Origin of the sequence: Streptomyces sp. NPDC007162 (assembly GCF_040634175.1) — a bacterium.
Taxonomy (GTDB): domain Bacteria; phylum Actinomycetota; class Actinomycetes; order Streptomycetales; family Streptomycetaceae; genus Streptomyces.
On the sequence record NZ_JBEYFC010000790.1, the window covers coordinates 1 to 2,949 of the forward strand.

3 protein-coding genes are annotated in these 2,949 nt (G+C 70.0%); 2 read left to right on the forward strand and 1 reads right to left on the reverse strand.

Annotation, left to right across the window (positions count from 1 at the left end; translation table 11 throughout):
* The coding region (locus ABZ646_RS43965; RefSeq protein ID WP_360532647.1) for an AfsA-related hotdog domain-containing protein at positions 1-435 on the forward strand (435 nt) is incomplete at its 5' end.
* A 61-nt stretch (positions 436-496) separates the two neighbouring features.
* Here ABZ646_RS43965 and ABZ646_RS43970 read toward each other — a convergent pair.
* Positions 497-1,087 (reverse strand): lamin tail domain-containing protein, encoded by a 591-nt coding sequence (locus ABZ646_RS43970; protein WP_360532650.1) that lies wholly within the window; start codon positions 1,085-1,087, stop codon positions 497-499.
* Positions 1,088-1,527: 440 nt separating this feature from the next.
* On the opposite strand from ABZ646_RS43970, the gene ABZ646_RS43975 reads away from it, so the two are divergent.
* A complete protein-coding gene (locus tag ABZ646_RS43975; RefSeq protein ID WP_360532653.1) occupies positions 1,528-2,865 on the forward strand; it encodes a jacalin-like lectin in 1,338 nt (445 codons plus the stop codon).
* The last annotated feature ends 84 nt before the right edge of the window (positions 2,866-2,949 follow it).

Consider the following 2,949-nt stretch of genomic DNA (forward strand, 5'->3'; position numbering starts at 1 on the left):
GCCAACCGGACGGGTAGGGGCGGGACTTCGGAGGGCACCGTGGTCGCGGCCGGCCCGATGGCGCCGGCCGCGGTGGGCCGCACCTCTCCCGCCGACGTGGTGCTCACACCCACCGGCGACCCGGACCGCTGGCTGCTCACCCCGGACCTCGGCCACCCGATCCTGTTCGACCACGGCGGCGACCACCTGCCCGGCATGGTGCTGCTGGAAGGCGCCCGACAGGCGGCCTGCGCCCGACTGGCACCGCGCACGCTGATACCGGCGAGTACGGCCACGGAGTTCCACCGTTACGTCGAACTCGACAGCCCCTGCTGGATCGACGTGACGGGTGTGACGTCCCGCGGCGACGGCACGGCGACCGTGACGGTCGTCGGCCGGCAGGACGGCGAGACCGTCTTCGCGTCCACCGTGAACGGACCCGTCGTCCAGGGGTGACCGCGGCACGGCGGCCCGCACACCCCGGCTGGGATGCGCGGGCCGCCGTCAGCGTGCGGCGTCAGCGGCGGGCGTGCCGGCCGTCGTCGCCGCGGTGGTTCCCTCCCCGCTCGTCACCGCGGTGGCTCCCGCCCCGCTCGTCGCCCCGGTGGTCGCCGCCGCCCGCGTTGCGGTGCCGACCGCCGTCCGCGTCACGGTGGCGGTGGCCCCAGGTGACGGCGTCGACGAGGTCCCGGTGGTCGTCCCGCAGGGTGACCGTGTCGGCATTGCGGTTCCACACGGAGTCACGCCGGTCCTGGTACAGGTCCTTGTCGGTGTCCCGGCCCACTCCGGTGTGGACGCGGACCGTGGCACGGCCGGACAGCCGGTAGTGGTGGAAGGTGTAGGTACGACCTGACGCGTCGGACAGCGTCCAGCCGCTCAGGTTGACGTCCCGGCGGGTGGTGTTGGTGACGTCCACCCACTCCCGGTTCAGGGCACGGTTGGAGTGGACCTCACGGCCCTGGACATCGTGCTGAACGGCGCTGATGACGACCGGGCCGCGGTGCGGGGCGGCGGCCGCGGCCGGCAGGGCCAGCGCTCCCACCAGGGCGGCCGCGACGGCGGTGGCGGAGCCGAGACGGCGGGCGGTCACGGTAACGGAAGCGGACACTGAGTCCCCCTTGCAGGGTGTGCGAGCTGGCGACCGGGCGGCCGCGCACTCACACCCTGCAACCCCGCCGACCGTGATGTGGGACACACACCTGACCCATTACAGATCCAACACTTTGTCATGACTCTAAGATGCAAGGTGCATTCAAAGCGTGAATATACGGAATTGACGCCTGAAAAGGAGTGAAAAGCCCACAGGCAAAGGCCACTGACGCCCGCCGGACATCACAACGCACCCGGACATCAGATGGCACGTCACCCGAAAGTGAGTAACAGCCACCCCTCCTGCCATACCGAAGTCGATCTTCCCGGCGTCACCTGGAATTCGCCGATTCATAGGTCACCGATGGGGTGCGGAGAAAGCGTTTGCCGCTACGTTTTGCCTTGCCTTTTGGCATGCCCACAACCCTCAGCGCACACCTCCCCGTAGGAGACACCCCCATGCGCAGACTCGTTGCCTGCCTGGCGGCCGCGGTCGCCGCCCTCGGCGGGCTCACGGCGACGGCCACTCCGGCCGCAGCGGCCGGCTCGGGCACGTTCAGCGTGCTCACGTACAACGTCGCCGGGCTTCCCCAAGGCCTGTCGAGCGCACCCACGCCGCGCGACACCAGCACCACCGAGATCGGCAAGCGGATCGCGCCGTACGACATCGTCAACGTCGAGGAGGACTTCAACTACCACGCGTACCTCTACGCCACCGACACCCACCCGTACCGCACGGCGACCAGCGGCGGCGCGGGCATCGGCAGCGGACTCAACACCGTCTCGAACTACGCCTGGGACGGCGACGACTTCGAGCGCGTCGGCTGGAACTCCTGCCAGATCGACTCGGGCGACTGCCTCACGCCGAAGGGCTTCACCTTCATGCGCGAGCGGCTCGCCGAGGGCGTCTACGTCGACTTCTACAACCTGCACACCAACGCGGGCACCAACGACGGCGACGAGGCGTCCCGGGCCGACAACCTCAGCCAGCTGACCTCCTTCATCAGCACGCACTCGGCCGGCAACGCGGTCGTGGTCATGGGTGACACCAACACCCGCTACACCCGCTCCGCCGACACCATCGCGGAGTTCGCCTCGGCCAACGGCCTCACCGACGCCTGGGTGCAGCTGATCCGCGGCGGCAGCGCACCGGCCAAGGGCAGCGACGCGCTCGTCTGCGACCAGTCCGGGGCGACCGTGCCCAACACCTGCGAGGTCGTGGACAAGGTCCTGTACCGCGGCAGCAAGCTGGTGAACCTGAACGCCACCTCGTACAACAACGAGCACGCCAAGTTCCTCACCAGCGACGGCCTGATGCTCTCCGACCACGACCCGATCACGGTCGGCTTCTCCTGGTCGCAGAACCCCGACTTCCAGCTGAGCGACCAGTTCGGCGGTCCGCACGGCGACTACTACCAGGACATCGACAAGGTGGCCGCCGGTGCCCGCGCCACGACCATCTCGCTGCGCTCCGGCTCCCGCGTCGACCAGGTCGGCATCACGCTCTCCGACGGCACGGCGCTGACCCACGGCGGCACCGGCGGCACGGCGTCCTCGCTGACGCTGGGCAGCAACGAGTACGTGACGACGGCGAACCTGTGCGAGGGCAAGTACAACAACACCACCCGCATCTTCTACGCGAAGTTCACCACCAACCTGGGCCGCACCCTCGCCGGTGGTGCGACGACCTCGGACTGCGTGACCCGCACCGCCCCGTCTGGCTGGCAGATCGCCGGCTTCCACGGCCGCTCCGGCGACGAGCTCGACAAGGTCGGCTTCATCTACACCAAGCGCTGACCACGCCGGGCGGCCGGCGGACACCGCGGGTGGTTCGCCGGCCGCCCCGCCGTACCCCCCCCCCCGGCCCCCCGGCGGCCCCCA

Coding starts and splice junctions, on each gene's coding strand:
- ABZ646_RS43975 (WP_360532653.1), top strand. CDS start 1,528: ATGCGCAGACTCGTTGCCTGCCTGGCGGCCGCGGTCGCCGCCCTCGGC.